16 protein-coding genes are annotated in these 13,518 nt (G+C 62.7%); 6 read left to right on the top strand and 10 right to left on the bottom strand.

Annotated features, from left to right (window positions below):
- Positions 1 to 39 precede the first annotated feature (39 nt).
- The 3 genes from PJE01S_RS02925 (at position 40) to PJE01S_RS02910 (ending at position 2,559) form a co-directional block, all read left to right on the top strand.
- Positions 40 to 486, top strand: a complete 447-nt coding sequence (locus PJE01S_RS02925; protein WP_068831919.1) for an SRPBCC family protein — start codon at positions 40 to 42, stop codon at positions 484 to 486.
- Between the two features lie 161 nt (positions 487 to 647).
- Positions 648 to 1,295, top strand: a complete 648-nt coding sequence (locus PJE01S_RS02920) for a dihydrofolate reductase family protein (RefSeq protein WP_068831653.1) — start codon at positions 648 to 650, stop codon at positions 1,293 to 1,295.
- A gap of 613 nt (positions 1,296 to 1,908) precedes the next feature.
- Positions 1,909 to 2,559, top strand: a complete 651-nt coding sequence (locus PJE01S_RS02910; protein WP_068831651.1) for a hypothetical protein — start codon at positions 1,909 to 1,911, stop codon at positions 2,557 to 2,559.
- Positions 2,560 to 2,677: 118 nt separating this feature from the next.
- Here the strand turns inward: PJE01S_RS02910 and PJE01S_RS02905 are convergent, their stop codons facing one another.
- From PJE01S_RS02905 to PJE01S_RS02895, 3 genes are all read right to left on the bottom strand, one after another.
- Positions 2,678 to 3,688: an LLM class flavin-dependent oxidoreductase gene (locus PJE01S_RS02905; RefSeq protein WP_068831650.1), complete on the bottom strand. Its 1,011-nt coding sequence runs from the start codon at positions 3,686 to 3,688 to the stop codon at positions 2,678 to 2,680.
- Positions 3,689 to 3,756: 68 nt separating this feature from the next.
- The gene (locus PJE01S_RS02900; RefSeq protein WP_068831649.1) at positions 3,757 to 4,323 is read right to left on the bottom strand and encodes an SRPBCC family protein; all 567 of its coding nucleotides are present in this window, start codon (positions 4,321 to 4,323) and stop codon (positions 3,757 to 3,759) included.
- Positions 4,324 to 4,598: 275 nt separating this feature from the next.
- Positions 4,599 to 4,955 carry a DoxX family protein gene (locus tag PJE01S_RS02895; RefSeq protein ID WP_245660602.1) on the bottom strand — a complete coding sequence of 119 codons (357 nt, stop codon included), beginning with the start codon at positions 4,953 to 4,955 and terminating at the stop codon, positions 4,599 to 4,601.
- On the opposite strand from PJE01S_RS02895, the gene PJE01S_RS25825 reads away from it, so the two are divergent.
- Positions 4,854 to 5,090, top strand: a complete 237-nt coding sequence (locus PJE01S_RS25825) for a hypothetical protein (protein ID WP_245660606.1) — start codon at positions 4,854 to 4,856, stop codon at positions 5,088 to 5,090. The two genes, PJE01S_RS02895 and PJE01S_RS25825, sit on opposite strands and share 102 nt — an antisense overlap.
- Here the strand turns inward: PJE01S_RS25825 and PJE01S_RS02890 are convergent.
- From PJE01S_RS02890 to PJE01S_RS02870, 5 genes are all read right to left on the bottom strand, one after another.
- A complete protein-coding gene (locus PJE01S_RS02890; protein ID WP_068831647.1) occupies positions 5,087 to 6,751 on the bottom strand; it encodes a methyl-accepting chemotaxis protein in 1,665 nt (554 codons plus the stop codon). The genes PJE01S_RS25825 and PJE01S_RS02890 overlap by 4 nt on opposite strands.
- Positions 6,752 to 6,820: 69 nt before the next feature.
- The gene (locus tag PJE01S_RS02885; RefSeq protein WP_068831646.1) at positions 6,821 to 7,336 is read right to left on the bottom strand and encodes a chemotaxis protein CheW; all 516 of its coding nucleotides are present in this window, start codon (positions 7,334 to 7,336) and stop codon (positions 6,821 to 6,823) included.
- 384 nt (positions 7,337 to 7,720) lie between these two features.
- On the bottom strand, positions 7,721 to 8,821 hold the full coding sequence (locus PJE01S_RS02880; RefSeq protein WP_068831645.1) for a lipocalin-like domain-containing protein: 1,101 nt from the start codon (positions 8,819 to 8,821) through the stop codon (positions 7,721 to 7,723).
- Positions 8,822 to 8,839: 18 nt separating this feature from the next.
- Positions 8,840 to 9,922 carry a PLP-dependent cysteine synthase family protein gene (locus PJE01S_RS02875; protein ID WP_068831644.1) on the bottom strand — a complete coding sequence of 361 codons (1,083 nt, stop codon included), beginning with the start codon at positions 9,920 to 9,922 and terminating at the stop codon, positions 8,840 to 8,842.
- A 218-nt stretch (positions 9,923 to 10,140) separates the two neighbouring features.
- A complete protein-coding gene (locus PJE01S_RS02870; RefSeq protein WP_068831643.1) occupies positions 10,141 to 10,368 on the bottom strand; it encodes a YjiS-like domain-containing protein in 228 nt (75 codons plus the stop codon).
- 91 nt (positions 10,369 to 10,459) lie between these two features.
- Here PJE01S_RS02870 and PJE01S_RS02865 point away from each other — a divergent pair, with 91 nt between their 5' ends.
- The gene (locus tag PJE01S_RS02865) at positions 10,460 to 11,350 is read left to right on the top strand and encodes a LysR family transcriptional regulator (protein WP_068831642.1); all 891 of its coding nucleotides are present in this window, start codon (positions 10,460 to 10,462) and stop codon (positions 11,348 to 11,350) included.
- Here PJE01S_RS02865 and PJE01S_RS02860 read toward each other — a convergent pair.
- Both PJE01S_RS02860 and PJE01S_RS02855 read right to left on the bottom strand, forming a co-directional pair.
- Complete coding sequence (locus PJE01S_RS02860) at positions 11,341 to 12,021, bottom strand: glutathione S-transferase family protein (protein ID WP_068831641.1); 681 nt, start codon at positions 12,019 to 12,021, stop codon at positions 11,341 to 11,343. The genes PJE01S_RS02865 and PJE01S_RS02860 overlap by 10 nt on opposite strands.
- 52 nt (positions 12,022 to 12,073) lie before the next feature.
- The gene (locus tag PJE01S_RS02855; RefSeq protein ID WP_068831640.1) at positions 12,074 to 12,469 is read right to left on the bottom strand and encodes a DoxX family protein; all 396 of its coding nucleotides are present in this window, start codon (positions 12,467 to 12,469) and stop codon (positions 12,074 to 12,076) included.
- A gap of 98 nt (positions 12,470 to 12,567) precedes the next feature.
- Between PJE01S_RS02855 and PJE01S_RS02850 the strand changes: the two genes are divergently transcribed.
- Positions 12,568 to 13,506: a LysR family transcriptional regulator gene (locus tag PJE01S_RS02850; protein WP_068831639.1), complete on the top strand. Its 939-nt coding sequence runs from the start codon at positions 12,568 to 12,570 to the stop codon at positions 13,504 to 13,506.
- Positions 13,507 to 13,518: the final 12 nt, after the last annotated feature.

Here is a 13,518-nt window from a genome sequence, read left to right as displayed (position 1 = left end):
CAAGTTCCACCGAACAACGGATTGAAAGGCGAATTGATCATGGCCACAGGCACCATCCGACTTCACCGCGTACTCCGTGCGAATCCGGAGCGCGTCTATCGGGCGTTCCTGGACGCCGACGCCATGGCCAAGTGGCTTCCGCCCTACGGTTTCACCTGCAAGGTTCACCACATGGATGCCAAAGTTGGCGGCACCCACAAGATGTCGTTTACGAACTTCACGACAGGCCACGGTCACTCGTTTGGCGGCGAGTATCGTGAACTGCTGCCATTCGAAAAAATTTGCTATACGGACAGGTTCGACGACCCGAACTTGCCCGGAGAAATGAAGACGACGGTGACCTTGAAGCAAGTGTCGTGCGGAACTGAGCTCAACGTAGTGCAAGAGGGGGTGCCTGAAGCGATTCCGCTCGAGATGTGCTACTTGGGCTGGCAAGAGTCGCTCGCACAACTTGCGAAGCTCGTCGAGCCTGAGATTCAGGGATAACGAGGTGACGCCCGACCCTTCGGTCAACCGGACGCATTGCGGCATGCCACGCATGATCCCCATTTCATTCTGGCCATGCGCGTCCTGCCGCAATGCGCCGGTTACTTTCGTTAGGTGGCCCACCGCTGGGCCGTCCCACTGACCAAGCCGCGAGGAATGTCATGTCGAAACTCCGTGTTCAAAGCTTTGCGATTTCCATCGACGGCTACGGTGCCGGGCCGAACCAGGATCTCCAGAATCCGCTCGGCGTCGGAGGCCCTGAGTTGATGGAGTGGTTCTTCCCCACACGCATATGGCGGAGGATGCAGGGCCATGACGATGGAGAGACGGGAATCGATAACGGAATTGCGGAGCAAGGCTTTGCCGGAATCGGTGCCTGGATTCTTGGGCGCAACATGTTCGGCCCTGTCCGGGGCCCGTGGCCAGACGACAGCTGGAAGGGCTGGTGGGGCGACGAGCCACCGTATCACACGCCCGTCTTCGTGCTGACGCATCACCCGCGGGCGCCGCTCAGGATGGCGGGAGGTACGGAGTTTCGCTTTGTCACCGAAGGCATTCACGCCGCTTTGGAGCAGGCGACCGCTGCAGCCGGCGGCCGCGACGTCCGCCTCGGTGGCGGCGTATCCACGATCCGGCAGTATCTGCGCGCCGCCCTGATTGACGAGCTGCATCTCGCCATCCGACCTGTCTTGCTCGGTTCCGGGGAGCATCTCTTGAACGGCATCGATATGCGTGCCTTGGGCTATGAATGCGCGAAGTGCGTCGCGGGCGAACGTGCGACCCACGTCTTTCTGCGCAAGCGCGCGTGAGCCGTTCGGCTTGCTCGGTGGGCCATCTAGCCCCTCAATGCAGCGAACGGGCCGCGAGCGCCTCGCCTATTTGAGCGCTGTGCGGTCGGCCCACCGCTGATTTCCAATGTTAGATTTCACGTCTTATGACCAATATGCTCCGACGACTTGCCCAAAAATTCCCAACTCCAGTGCTCGGTGGCTTCGTGATAGGTCTTATCTTTGGCGGAGTGTTCTCTACGATATTGGTCTTAATCGTTGGGGCTTTCAACTTGATGGCCGACGCGAAATGCTCCGAAGGGTCTAGCGGATCGTGCGCCCTTCTCTGGATTGTTGGCATTCCATTGCTGATTCTCCAATTCACGGCCAAGTTGGCACTCGCTGTCTTCTCATTTCCGTGGCTTAGACTAATACGCGGGGCGCTCCCCTCAAACCTTGTATTTATTCTCGGCTCGGCGTTCAATTTTGGAATCGTCGGAGCCGTGACTCTCAAGTTGACGCAGTTAAGAGGAAGCAAAAAATCAAATGACATTTAACTGGTTGATCGAGTGGAGCGACCACGGCGGGCAAGGTCTCGGGGCGCCGACGCGCTAACCCGCGCCGTCGTCGTCCACTCATTGCCAACGTTGGCCCCATGAACATCTCGCAGATCGTCTTAGATCACGAACGCGGGATCAAACTCGATCCCGCCGATCCCCCATTCAACAACTATCAGGCTTTCAAGTCGAATTATGTCGGCCTCAAGATTCTCGCGGACTCTGTGCGCGAACTTGAGCGTCAATACGTGGCGAGCGATCCTCATGCTGCCCATGTTGTTCTGCACATGTCCAGTCAGGTGCCAGATCTTGTGCCGTGCGCGTTCAACTGGTTCTCAGTGACCTTGGTGAATTACTTACGTTTGGTCGCGCTAGTTGAACTGATGACCACTAACGGCTGGAAGTCGGCATCACTTAGCGATCCCGCCAACCGACCCGCAATCAAGGCGCACTGCATCGCGTTCGTCAAGGCAACTATTCCAGAAGTCCACCTGTGGCGGAACAAGGTCGCGGCGCACTTTGCGGCCACGGATCCATTTCATGACGATAACCTCGGTACGCTGGAACAGTCCATCATGAATCCAGTAACGTACAAATACCCGTACTACTACGTCGGCTTGATGCAGTGGCACACAGCTGGGGAAACCTCGCAATTGCCAAACTGGGCACTAACGAAAACATATGAAGACCTCAGCAGCCGGTTCTGGCCCGAATTCAAGCTTCATCCGGTAGCGGAAAATGGAACTTAACTGGTCAGATATGGACTCCCCCTCAACGGCAAGAAGCTGACCGATGGTGTGGCTTTTGGGGAAGCGCCTGCAGTCGTAATCCGGCATCTTGGTGGGCGCTGTGGTGGCCCGCCCGACGTCAGGCGGTGCGTGCAGCGGCGGCAATGTCCAGCGAGCGCAGCCGCAAGGCCGGATCGAAGACATCGCTGACCAGCATGAACTCGTCGGCATCGGTCGCCTGCGCCAGCTTGGCTAGGCCTTCGCGCACCGTCTCGGGGCCGCCAACAACGGCGGCGGCCAAAAAGTCGTCGATGGCGGCGCGCTCCTGGGGGTGCCGTTGCGCCATGAACTGCGCCACGGGCGGCTGCAGCCCGCGCCGCTCACCCGTCAGGATGCCGAGCACACGCTGGTAGGTGCTGCTGGCCAGGTATTCGGCTTCCTCGTCGGTAGGCGCCGCGATCAGCGGCACGCCAACCGTCACGTAAGGCTTGGCCAGCGTGGCCGATGGCCGGAAGTTTTGCCGGTACAGCGCCAGGGCCTGCAGCAAGAGGCGTGGCGCGAAGTGCGAGGCGAAGGCGTAGGGCAGGCCGCGCTCGGCGGCCAGCTGGGCAGAAAACAGGCTGGACCCCAGCAGCCAGATGGGCACGTTGGTGCCCGCGCCCGGCATGGCGATCAGGCGCTGGCCGGGTTCCGCCGGGGCCAGCAGGCGCTGCAACTCGGCCACGTCCTGCGGAAAGTCGTCGGCGGATTCCACCCGGTCGCGCCGCAGCGCGCGCATGGTGGCCTGGTCGGTGCCCGGCGCGCGGCCCAGGCCCAGGTCTATGCGACCCGGGTACAGCTCGGCCAGCGTGCCAAAGGCCTCGGCCACCACCAGCGGCGCGTGGTTGGGCAGCATGACACCCCCCGAACCCACCCGCATCGTGCGGGTGCCGCCAGCGATGTAGCCCACCAGCACGGCCGTGGCGGAACTGGCGATGCCCTGCATGTTGTGGTGTTCGGCCAGCCAGTAGCGGGCAAAGCCCAGGCGTTCGGCATGCTGCGCGGTGCGCAGGGAAATCGCCAGCGCTTCTGCCACCGTGCCGCCTTCGCGCACAGCCACCAGATCAAGCATGGACAAGGCAATATGTTGAAGTGCTTTCATGGCAGCCATTGTCGTGGCTTGTCTTCCTTCGCGCTTGGAGGGTTATGCTGCGCGCCAGTGCCTGCGGGGCATTGACCTCATTGACGCCGGATCATTTCCTGCAGCATGGCGGAAAATTGCTCGGCCGTTTGATGTCGCACCAGGGCCGGCCCGATGAGTGGGGGAAACCAAAAGCCCGGCCGCACTTCGGCGTGGTAGTTCAGCCGGGTGCCGGCGCCTTCGGCTTGCAGCTGCATCACGCTCTCCATGCGCTCGACGTTGCCGCCCACGCCGTGCGCCCGGATCTCGCTCTGCGGGATCAGCTGAATCTCCCGGGTGGACTCAAAGTTGGCTGAAAAGAAGCCAAAACGGGCCACGCCCTTTTGGTGGACCTTGAGCACGGTATCGCTGCGCTCGAGCACCTGGCTGTTGCTCAGGTTGGGCACGAAATTGCCATAATGCTCAAAATCGGTGAGCACCGCCCAGGCCTGCGCAGGTGGCACCGGCGCATACATGGCCATGTCCACGGTGAAGCTGGCTCCCGAACGCGTGACCCGGACATCGCTCTCGGGCACAAGCGCTGGCCCATCGGCCGCCATGGCCCCCTGCACCGGATACAGCATTGCCGTAAGTGCCAGCAGCCAGAAAAAGAGCTTGCGCAACATGGTGCTCACTCCTCAAAACGTCGGTCCAGTGTGCCACGCATCGGGGCGAATCGCCATCATGGGCGTTTCAGAGCATCATCGGCAGCCGTTGGTCAATCCTCTAGGCCCTAGATCAGACGGCGATACACAGCAGCAGTCCCGTTTGGCGGGTGCCTCCTCAAATTGATGAACGTCGGTGAATTGATCCTGATCTGAATGAGGATTGTCCGCGTCATTCGAAACAAGAATATGGCCGCCGCTGGTTTGAAGCCGGTGCTGGCCTCGGGGTGAAAGGCTCAGCGCCGTTGGGACGTGCGGGCCGTCATCGCCACCGTCAGTGCGCTCACCAGGAAAAACGCCTGCAGTTCAATTTGCCACCCGCCGGATTTCGAGAGGGAGAAAATTTGACCGGTGTGCGCCAGCCAAATCGCGACGACCATGTTGACGGCAATGAGCAGGGCCGCCGGCGTTACCCAATAACCCACCAGCAACATGAGGGGCGCGACGATTTCGCCCACCAGCACGCCGTAGGCGAAGAAGGCGGGAAGACCGTGCGCGACGACCATGTTTTCTATCCCGCCAATGCCATGCTGGAGCTTGCTTATTCCGTGAAGCAGCGTGGCGATGGCAAGGTAGCAGCGAAGAAGCAGCAAGCCAACGCTGTGGCTTTGAAAGATGTCTGTGAAGTTTTTCATGAGTATCTGGCCTTGATTTTAGTCGTGGCGTTCCTGCAAGTCGCTTTCGCCACGCTGGGCGGCGAAAGCCTTATTCTGTTGATGACAGCTTAACCGAGCGCTGGCGCGGCAATCGCCGGCCTGGCCGCCGGCGGCTGCATCGGCGCGCCTCTCGGGTAAGCGGGCGCCGCACGCCTGGTCGGGGCCACATGGACCTGCTGCCCGTGGTCCAGGTCCAGCCTGAACACGCTCACCACCTGGGACAGCCCGCTGGCCTGCTCCTGCAAGGACTGCGCGGCCGCGGCCGCTTCTTCGACCAGCGCGGCGTTTTGCTGCGTCACCTGGTCCATCTGCGTGATGGCCTGGTTGATCTGCTCGATGCCCTGGGTCTGCTCCTGGCTGGCTGCCGTGATCTCGGCCATGATGTCGGTCACGCGCTTGACGCTGTCCACGATCTCGTCCATGGTCTTGCCGGCCTGGCTGACCTGCTGGCTGCCTTTCTCGACCTTGCCCACCGAGTCGTCGATCAAGACCTTGATCTCCTTGGCCGCCGCCGCTGAGCGCTGGGCCAGGTTCCTGACTTCTGCGGCGACCACGGCAAAGCCGCGGCCCTGCTCGCCGGCCCGGGCGGCTTCGACCGCGGCATTCAGCGCCAGGATGTTGGTCTGGAAGGCGATGCCGTCGATGACACCGATGATGTCGACGATCTTCCTGGACGAGGCATTGATGGCGCCCATGGTGTCCACCACCTGGGCGACGACGCTGCCGCCCTTGAGCGCAACGCTGGAGGCGGAGACGGCCAGCTGGTTGGCCTGGCGGGCGTTGTCGGCGTTCTGCTTGACCGTACTCGTCAGCTCCTCCATGGAGGCGGCGGTCTCTTCCAGGGAGCTGGCCTGCTCTTCGGTACGGGACGACAGGTCCTGGTTGCCGGCGGCAATCTGGCTGGACGCCGTGGCCATGGTGTCCGTGCCGGTGCGCACCTGGCCGACGATCCCGACCAGGCTGGCGTTCATGTCTTTGAGCGCCTGCATCAGCTGGCCGGTCTCGTCCCGGCTGCTGACCTCGATGTGGCTGCTCAGGTCGCCGCTGGCGACGGTTTGGGCCACTTGCACGGCCCGGCGCAGCGGGTGCGTGATGCTGCGCGCCAGGAACCAGGCCAGAAAGGTACCCAGGCCCAGCGACAGCACGCTGCAGACAATCAGCAGCATGCTGGTCTGGGCACGCAAGTCCTGGCTGCGTTGTGCCGCGGCATTTAGCTGGGCTCGCTGTGAGTCCACCATTTTCTGCACCCCGGCCAGATAGCTGCGCGAGGTTGGCTCGAAACGCTCGATAAAAACGCGGTTAGCCCCCTCCAGTTCGCCCGCCTGCTTGAGTTTGCTAACCTCCTCGCGAGCGGCCAGGTAGTTCTTGCGCAATTCGCCGACCTTGTCGAACAACTGATGCTCTTCAGGCGTGTTCATCTGGGCTTCGATCAACTTCTGCAAATCGTTGGTCAGCCGAATCGACTCAGCCGTTGCCGGTGCGAAGTAAGGAATCAGACTTGCATCGCTGCTTTTGGCGATGGCAGCGGCCCGCTGCACACCCGCCGTGGTGTGGCGCAGCCAGTCGGCACCGGCACGTTCGGTCTTGACGTTATCTTTGACCATGGTGTCGATTTCAACGCCCAGCTGGCGCAGCTTCAGCACGGCAAATAGGCTGCTCGCCAGGAACAACGCAAGGATGATGCCGAGCACAAGGGCCAGACGCTTACCAATCGAGATATTGCTCAGAAACATAATGGTGACTCTAGAAGATGTGTGGGATGCAAAAACGCCGCATGCGAATGGCCATGTAAATTCTTCCAACTATTGATGGGTTGCATTGACCAATCCCATCTCATCGCTGGACATGAGTTTTTCCAGGTCCACCAGGATCAGCATGCGTTCGTCCAGCGTGCCCAGGCCGATCAGGTATTCGGTGTCCAGCACCGCGCCCATCTCGGGGGCCGGCTTGATTTGCTCCGGCGTCAAAGTGATCACGTCCGAGACGCTGTCCACCACCATGCCCATGACGCGGCTGCCAATGTTGAGGATGATCACCACCGTGAACTGGTCGTAGCTGGGCGTGCCCAGCCTGAACTTGATGCGCATGTCGACGATGGGCACGATGATGCCGCGCAGGTTCACCACGCCCTTGATGTGCTCGGGCGCATTGGCGATGCGCGTCACCGCGTCATAGCCGCGCAGTTCCTGCACCTTCTGGATGTCGATGCCGTACTCTTCCTGGCCCAGCGTGAAGGACAGGTATTCCAGCGTCCTGGTGGCCGCAGCGCTGGTGGGCGCTGCCGCTGTGGCGTAGGGGTTGTTTGGTTTTTCGTGCATGCGCATTCCTTTGGACAATAGCGGGAGGCATACGCTCGGCCAGGCACGGACGCGCTGGAGCGGCAAACATGCCGCGGCATATACCCAAACCTGCTTATCGGCAATTTCCGGAAAAAATTCAGGGCATACCCTGGATTTCCCAGGATTCCCAAATCTGCCAATGCAGCCGGTGCGCCTGCCGTGCTGGATGGCGCGCGGCATTGCTCGGTCGGGAAGCCTTGGCCTTGTTCGCCCTGCTGGTGGGGCTCAGTGCCAAGGCGTGGGTTGGCGCGAAAGTCGCCATGCCATGCTTGCGGAGAGGAGGGTGCGGTAGCGCGGACCACCGGGACCTGCCCGCAGGCCGGCTGCACCTGGCCGCTCGCAACCGCCTTGTGCTTTCTGTGGTTAAAGGCGCAAGGTCTGTGCGTATCCCGTCATCTCCAGATAGCCGCTGCCGACGCGCTTGCCATTGCTGTCGATCAACTCGCTCAGGCCTTCCCAGTAAATCGCACCGGTGGAGGCGCGGCTGTCCAGTTCCTGGTTGTCGAGCACGGCCCGCACGGTATAAAAATCGGCCGGTGTGCGAACCATCCATTCCACCGGGTAAGCAGTCTGGGTGAGCGGGCTTTTCCAGCGTCGCATGGGCTTGAAAATCACTTCGCCGCGGCGGAAGGTGTAGAGCCCGCCCTGGGGTGACCTGAATGAGCCACCGTCCCAGATGGCATTGCCGTCCTTGTCGCGCAGGCGGAAGGCGGTGAGGGCGCTGCCGTCGTCCAGGTTCATGCCTATCCAGTCCCATCCCACGGCGTTGGGGTGCAGCAGCTCCTCACTCCACTCATGGTCCAGCCAGGCTTTTCCGGTGACTTCAAAGGTTTCGCCCTTGATCTGCAGGCTGCCGCGGGTGGCGAGTTGCGGCTGGCTGTAGTAGTAGCTGGCCTGCTTGGCTTCCGGCCCTTTGCGCGAGAGGCCCTGGTTGCCCTGAAGGATCAGGGTTTGCGTTTCCTCAAATTGCAGCTTCAGTGCAAAGTCCGTCGCCGGCAGCTCGGCGGTGTAGTTTCCGCCGTCGGCTTTCAGCGACCAGTCGCGCAGCTTGATGGCCATGTCCAGCTCGCTGGCAGACGCCACGCCAAAGCCATCGCGCGCCATGCGCTGGTCATGCCAGAGCTTCCTGCCCTGCACATCGGTGACAGCGGCGTGCGCAAAGATCAGCTGCTTGGCCGCAAATTGGGAGGCCATAGCCTGTGTGCCATCGACCCGCGAGCGGAAAAATGTGAGCTGAAAGCCAAACAGGCGACTGCCCGCACCTGTGGCGCTCGCCTGCCCGGTGATGTACCACCACTCGGTGCGAAAGCCGGGGTGCGCGCCTCGGTCACGCGGAAAGCTCAGGGTTCTGGCGGGCAGGGCATGGCTGTTGCCCGTGAACCCTGCAAGCCCTGCGAGCCCGGCCATGCCGCCCATCAGCAGTTGGCGCCGCAGGGGATTGACTGGCAACAAGGAAGCGTGCATGGCGCTGTTTCAGCGCACCTACGCGGGGTGCATCTGCTTGTCGATGCAATCGAGCGCGGCCGCGCAGTCGCCGATCTTTTCTTTCACCCAGCTGGCGTCGTGATAGGTGGGCAAATAGCGCTCCCCCGAATCGCACAGCAGCGACAGGATGGAGCCTTGCTCGCCGCGCGCCAGCATGTCGTGCGCCAGCGTGAGCATGCCGACAAAGTTGGTCCCGGTCGAGGGCCCCACCTTGCGCCCCAGCAGCTGCGACAGCGCGTGCATGGCGGCCAGCGAATCCACATCGGCCACTTCAATCATGCGGTCTATCACCGTGCGGATGAAGCTGGCCTCCACGCGCGGTCGGCCAATGCCCTCGATGCGTGAGCCGGCGCCCGTGAGGCTGGCATCGCCGGTGCGGTGGTAGGCGCCAAAGACCGAGCCGGCCGGGTCGGCCACGCACAGCTGGCTGTTGTGGCGCTGGTAGCGCACGTAGCGGCCTATGGTAGCGCTGGTGCCGCCCGTGCCCGCGCCCACCACAATCCAGCGCGGCACCGGATGGCGCTCGAGGGCCATCTGGCTGAACATGCTTTCGGCGATGTTGTTGTTGCCGCGCCAGTCGGTGGCGCGCTCGGCGTAGGTGAACTGGTCCATGTAATGCCCGCCGGTCTCATTGGCCAGCTTGTGGGCCTCGTCGTACACCTGCGCGGCGCTGTCCACCCAATGGCAGCGCCCGCCGTAAAACTCGATCTGCGCCACTTTTTCGGGGGAGGTGCTGCGTGGCATCACGGCAATGAAGGGCAGGCCCAGCAGCCGCGCGAAGTAGGCCTCGCTCACGGCGGTGGAACCGCTGGAGGCTTCCACGATGGTGGATGTTTCATGGATCAGGCCATTGCACAGCGCGTACAGAAACAGCGAGCGGGCCAGCCGGTGCTTCAGGCTGCCGGTGGGGTGGGTGGACTCGTCCTTGAGGTAGAGGTCAACGCCGCGCGCGGCAAATTCGGGCAAGGGCAGGGGGATCAGGTGCGTGTCGGCGCTGCGCTGGAAGTCCGCCTCGATGCGGGCGATGGCGGTGCTGAGCCAGGGGTCGTTGAAGGCTTGGGCCGTTTGCTGGGAGGTCATGGCCCTGATTCTCGCAGCTAGTGTGGTGTTGCACGCTATCCGGCACATAAAACCGCGTCTTTTCGTCCATGGCGGCGTTGCAACTCCTCGCAATAGTGGAACTATTGCTGCGGTTTGCGCCTTGCCCTGAACAAAAATCCATCGGTTTTATTTGTACCGTCAAGCATGCAACACCACACTAGGCCGCGGGATGGGAACGGATCTCCTGTGCTTGCAGTTCAGCATCGGCCCCCGCGCCACGTCGCAGGTGTTTCCAGCAAGGCGGGGATTTCTCCCCGGCCTATGCCCAGGTCGTTCAGTTCCCGGGTGCTCATCTGCCGGAGCTCGGCCTCGTGCCGCTTGTCCTGCCCGCGTTGTTGGCGCCCGGGAAACATCGGGCGACCGGGTAAGCGGGCAAGCAGGCGCTGCAGTGCGCTGGAAACAAGGGCGATGGTCTTTGGCAGCATGGCGGTACTCCTGATGAGAAGTACCCGATGGTGCCGCGTATCTTGTTATTATGAAAGTTGAATTTTCTGATGAAATTTATCAGGATTACTGATGCGTGAACTGAATCTCGACCAACTCCGCACGCTCGTCGCCATCGCCGATCTCGGCACTTTTTCAGCGGCGGCGCGGGCGCTGCATCTGGCCCAGCCCACCGTGAGCCTGCACATCAGCGAGCTGGAAAGCCGACTGGCGGCCTCGCTGGTGGTGCGCGGAGGCAAAAGCGTGCAGCCCACCGCCGCGGGCGCCGTGCTGGTGGAGCGCGCCAGGCGCCTGCTGCGCGATGCCGACGACGCCGTCGATGCCGTGAAGCGCCATGTCGAAGGCCGGGTCGGCCGGGTACGCCTGGGCACCTCCACGGGCGTCGTGGTGCATTTGCTGCCGCGCGTGCTCAAAGCCATGGAGCATGCCCACCCGGGCATCGATGTCGAGGTCAGCATTCTGGGCTCCGCTGAAACCATGGAACGGCTGAGCCAGGGCACGCTCGACGTTGGACTGGTCGCCACACCACAGCCGTCACAGCGCGGCCTGGCGATGACCCACTGGCGCAGCGACCCCATGATGGCTTTTGTGCCGCAGCGCTGGCAGGCGCCCAAACGCATCACGCCGCAATGGCTGGCCAGCCGGCCGCTGATCTTCAACGACGCCACCACCCACATGTACCGCCTGACCATGGAGTGGTTTGCCGGCGCGGGCTTCACGCCCCGCGCCCGTATCGAGCTCAATTTCACCGAGGCTATGAAGAGCCTGGTGGCTGCCGGGTATGGGGCGGCCGTGCTGCCGCTGGAGCACAACGGCGAACTGGCGGTTCAGCATGGCATGCAGGTACTCCCCCTGAAACCCGCGCTGACGCGCCACACGGCCGTGGTGCATCGCCCGCTGGCAACGGTGGACGGCGCGACGCGCAAACTGCTGGAGACGCTGGTGCAGTTTCGTCAGGCCTGAGTCCGCACGCTCGCGCTCATGCGCCTTGAGAGTTCCGAGCCGCGTTTCAGTAAAAACTGCCGCAGCTCGTCGGCGTAGTCGCTACGCACGGCCCGTTGGATGGACGCCCGCTGCGCCAGCGCGGCGCGCCAGGCGCGCACCTTGGGCGTGTGTTCAAAAATGCCGTGCTCACCCGCTTGCTCAAAGACATCGAAATACCGGAACACCGGGCCAAACACCGCGTCCACCAGGCTGAACGCGTCACCGGAAAAGTAGGTGCCCTGCCGCGGCAAGACCGGCTCGATTTGCGCGAACCTGGCCCTCAGTTCCCTCCTGCGGCTCTCCAGGCTGGCCGCATCCGGCGCGTTGTAAAACCCGCCCAGGGTGTTGAGCAAGGTGGTGCCAAACTCCATCCACGCGCGGTGCTGGGCGCGCTTGAGCGCATCGGCCGGGTGCAGGCGTGGCAGCAGCGTGTCGTCCAGGTATTCGCAGATCACGGCGGATTCAAAGATGGCATCGCCGTCCACCATCAGCACCGGCGTTTTGCCCAGCGGGGACACGGCCTTGAACCATGCGGGCTTGTTGGCCAGGTCGATGTTGCGTCGCTCGAAAGCAGCTTCTTTTTCGGCCAGCACGATGGCGGCGCGCTGCACATAGGGGCACAGGGTGTGGCTGATCAAGGTCAGTTTCATGAGGGATGCTCCGTGGCGTTCCGGCCTGTTGATGAAAAGGTGCTTGCTCGCCTCAAGCCGGAACGAGCAGGCGGCTGCGGCGTGCAGCCCATTTGCCGTCGCCCAGCAACCAGTGGCTCAGCGAGGCGACGAGCAGAAACACCGGGTATTCCCAGCCGCCCTTGGCATTGGAGAAGACCCACCCGTTGGGCAGGTGTACCCAGGCGGCTACGACCAGGATGGGCGCCAGCAGCAGCGAAGCCTGACGGCCATAAAAGCCCAGCAACAAGGCCGTGCCGCCCGCCAGTTCCATCACCACCACCGGGTAGGCCATGAAGCCGGGCAGGCCGACCGCGCTGAAAAATTGCGCTGCACCCGGCAGGGTGTAGACCAGGATCTTGAGCAGCGCATGGGTGCACCACATCGTGCCGAGGGCCACCCGCAGCCCAGGCCTGCGTGGCGTTGTCAAGCGTGTGGGTGGGCGTCGTGGTGTTCATGGTGATGTCGCGGTGGCGTTGAAGGGAGGGCCACTGTACGATTGCATGAAAGCAATGTAAATTTGCATTAATGAAAAAATTCATTGCAAAAACGCAATGCGCTTTGACCGCGTATGACCTGCAAGTCCTGCTGGCGCTGGTGCGCGGCATGACGCTCGCCGAGGCCGCGCGCCGGCTGGGTGCCGATGCGTCTACCGTGTTCCGTTCGGTGCAGCGCATTGAAAAAAGCCTGGGGCAGCGTCTGTTTGAACGCTCGCGCCGCGGCTACCTGCCGACAGAGCCGATGCTGGAGCTGGCACGCCACGCAGAACGCATAGAGGCGGAACTTGAAGCCGCACGCGCCACCGCCCAGCGGCCGCACGAGGGGGTGTCGGGATTGGTGCGGCTGACGACGACCGACGCGGTCCTGCGCGGGCTGGTGCTGCCTTCGCTGAAGCCCTTGCTGGCGCAGCATCCTTTGCTGAAACTGGACATGCGCTGCGGCAACGAGCTCGCCAGCCTGAGCCGGCGCGACGCCGACCTGGCGCTGCGCGCCACCCGCAAGCCCCCTGACCATTTGGTGGGCCGAAAGCTCGGGACGGTGCGCTTTGTGGTGTGCGGCTCAAAAGGCTTGAAAGGCGCGAAAACCCAGGCCCTCACATCCCAACGGAAAAAAAGCGTCCAGGACCTGAACCAATTCGGCCTGCTCGAGACCCTCGACTGGATCGCGCCCGATGAATCCCTGCCCGAACATCCGTCGGTGCTATGGCGGCGCAAACAACTGCCAAAAGTCACGCCGCGCCACTACGCCGATGGCATCGTGGCCGTCATGGACGCGATCAAGGCGGGCCTGGGTGTGGGCATAGTGCCCGTCTTCATGCTGGCGGGCGAGCCCGCGCTGCTGCCCCTTACCGAGACCTTGCCGGACTGCGAATCAGACCTGTGGCTGCTGGCGCACGCCGAATCGCGGCACCTGCGAAGAATCGCCACGGTCTACGAGCATTTTGCAGAGAACATACGGCTGGCGTAGTCTCCGCGCCAG

The organism is Polaromonas jejuensis NBRC 106434, assembly GCF_001598235.1.
In the GTDB taxonomy this organism is placed as follows: domain Bacteria; phylum Pseudomonadota; class Gammaproteobacteria; order Burkholderiales; family Burkholderiaceae_C; genus Polaromonas; species Polaromonas jejuensis.
This window is presented reverse-complemented; position numbering and strand designations above follow the sequence as displayed.

What these genes read in the sequence shown, in the direction of transcription:
- PJE01S_RS02925 (WP_068831919.1), top strand. Translation starts at nt 40, where the DNA reads ATGGCCACAGGCACCATCCGACTTCACCGCGTACTCCGTGCGAATCCG.
- PJE01S_RS02920 (WP_068831653.1), top strand. Translation starts at nt 648, where the DNA reads ATGTCGAAACTCCGTGTTCAAAGCTTTGCGATTTCCATCGACGGCTAC.
- PJE01S_RS02910 (WP_068831651.1), top strand. Translation starts at nt 1,909, where the DNA reads ATGAACATCTCGCAGATCGTCTTAGATCACGAACGCGGGATCAAACTC.
- PJE01S_RS02905 (WP_068831650.1), bottom strand. Translation starts at nt 3,688, where the DNA reads ATGGCTGCCATGAAAGCACTTCAACATATTGCCTTGTCCATGCTTGAT.
- PJE01S_RS02900 (WP_068831649.1), bottom strand. Translation starts at nt 4,323, where the DNA reads ATGTTGCGCAAGCTCTTTTTCTGGCTGCTGGCACTTACGGCAATGCTG.
- PJE01S_RS02890 (WP_068831647.1), bottom strand. Translation starts at nt 6,751, where the DNA reads ATGTTTCTGAGCAATATCTCGATTGGTAAGCGTCTGGCCCTTGTGCTC.
- PJE01S_RS02885 (WP_068831646.1), bottom strand. Translation starts at nt 7,336, where the DNA reads ATGCACGAAAAACCAAACAACCCCTACGCCACAGCGGCAGCGCCCACC.
- PJE01S_RS02880 (WP_068831645.1), bottom strand. Translation starts at nt 8,821, where the DNA reads ATGCACGCTTCCTTGTTGCCAGTCAATCCCCTGCGGCGCCAACTGCTG.
- PJE01S_RS02875 (WP_068831644.1), bottom strand. Translation starts at nt 9,922, where the DNA reads ATGACCTCCCAGCAAACGGCCCAAGCCTTCAACGACCCCTGGCTCAGC.
- PJE01S_RS02870 (WP_068831643.1), bottom strand. Translation starts at nt 10,368, where the DNA reads ATGCTGCCAAAGACCATCGCCCTTGTTTCCAGCGCACTGCAGCGCCTG.
- PJE01S_RS02865 (WP_068831642.1), top strand. Translation starts at nt 10,460, where the DNA reads ATGCGTGAACTGAATCTCGACCAACTCCGCACGCTCGTCGCCATCGCC.
- PJE01S_RS02860 (WP_068831641.1), bottom strand. Translation starts at nt 12,021, where the DNA reads ATGAAACTGACCTTGATCAGCCACACCCTGTGCCCCTATGTGCAGCGC.
- PJE01S_RS02850 (WP_068831639.1), top strand. Translation starts at nt 12,568, where the DNA reads ATGAAAAAATTCATTGCAAAAACGCAATGCGCTTTGACCGCGTATGAC.